We start from the raw sequence: 1,792 nt of genomic DNA, 5'->3' as shown, positions 1-1,792 counted from the left end.
CATACATGTGTTTGTTGATGGTTAATCGTTTTTGTTGAATCAATTTTAACCTGCGTGCCGATTTGCCTTTTTTCACGGGCTCGCAGCTTACGCTGCATCGCCTGTTCTTTTAGGCTACTCCAGCGGGGGTCATCTCACGACTCCGTCGTTCGATGTCATTTGCTTCGCAAATGTTCAAGTCAGCTAATGCTCATACGTCCACAAGCAAGCTTGCTCCCGTATGACCCTTACCTGCCTTGCCCGCTTCCTCGGCTGGTTGGTCAAGCCCTCACCCGATTAGTAACAGTCAGCTCCATGTGTTACCACACTTCCACCTCTGCCCTATCTACCTCGTCGTCTTCAAGGGGGTTTACTTCTTAAAGAATGGGATATCTCATCTTGAGGGGGGCTTCACGCTTAGATGCCTTCAGCGTTTATCCCTTCCGGACTTGGCTACCCGGCCATGGCTTTGGCAAGCCAACCGGTCCACCAGCGGTCCGTCCATCCCGGTCCTCTCGTACTAAGGACAGCTCCTCTCAGATATCCTACGCCCACGCCGGATAGGGACCGAACTGTCTCACGACGTTCTGAACCCAGCTCGCGTACCGCTTTAATGGGCGAACAGCCCAACCCTTGGGACCTACTACAGCCCCAGGATGCGATGAGCCGACATCGAGGTGCCAAACCACTCCGTCGATGTGAACTCTTGGGAGTGATAAGCCTGTTATCCCCAGGGTAGCTTTTATCCGTTGAGCGATGGCATTCCCACTTAATACCACCGGATCACTAAGCCCTACTTTCGTACCTGCTCCACCCGTCGGTGTCGCAGTCAAGCTCCCTTCTGCCTTTGCACTCTTCGAATGGTTTCCGTCCATTCTGAGGGAACCTTTGGGCGCCTCCGATACCCTTTCGGAGGCGACCGCCCCAGTCAAACTCCCCGCCTGGCATTGTCCCACCGCCGGATTCACGGCGGCTGGTTAGAAGCCCAATATCACAAGGGTGGTATCCCAACAGCGGCTCCATAGCAACTGACGTCACTATCTCTCAGCCTCCCACCTATCCTGTACATGCAACACCGGACCCCAGTGCCAAACTGGAGTAAAGCTCCATGGGGTCTTTCCGTCCTGGCGCGGGTAGCCAGCATCTTCACTGGCACTTCAATTTCACCGGATGTATTGCCGAGACAGCGCTCAAATCATTACGCCTTTCGTGCGGGTCGGAACTTACCCGACAAGGAATTTCGCTACCTTAGGACCGTTATAGTTACGGCCGCCGTTTACTGGGGCTTAAATTCAAAGCTTCGACGTTATGTCTAACCTCTCCTCTTAACCTTCCAGCACCGGGCAGGCGTCAGCCCATATACCTCACCTTTCGGTTTCGCATAGACCTGTGTTTTTGCTAAACAGTTGCTTGAGCCTATTCTCTGCGGCCTGCTCTCGCAGGCACCCCTTCTCCCTAAGTTACGGGGCCATTTTGCCGAGTTCCTTGGCAATACTTCTTCCGCCGGCCTTAGGATTCTCTCCTCATCCACCTGTGTCGGTTTACGGTACGGGTACAATATAAACAATAGCGGCTTTTCTTGACGCATGGCTCACGGGCTTCGTTACTATATTTCACTCCACATCACGTCTTCCCATTGCATGGCGGATTTTCCTACCATACTGGTACCTCGCTTGTACCGGGCTTTCCATTCCCGGCTCCCGCTCTCCTTACGTGTCCCCACAGTTCTGTTATACTGCAGTACAGGAATATCAACCTGTTGTCCATCGGCTACGGCTCCCGCCCTCACCTTAGGTCCCGACTCACCCAGGGC

1 rRNA gene (cut by a window edge) is annotated in these 1,792 nt (G+C 53.8%); it reads right to left on the bottom strand.

Annotation, left to right across the window (positions count from 1 at the left end):
* Positions 1-256: 256 nt before the first annotated feature.
* A 23S ribosomal RNA gene (locus AC04Q6_RS13665) occupies positions 257-1,792 on the bottom strand; it runs 1,354 nt beyond the window's last position.

The organism is Blautia sp. HA9023 (assembly GCF_056504095.1).
The sequence above is the reverse complement of the archived record's forward strand: the minus strand, read 5'-3'. Positions and strand labels throughout refer to the sequence as shown.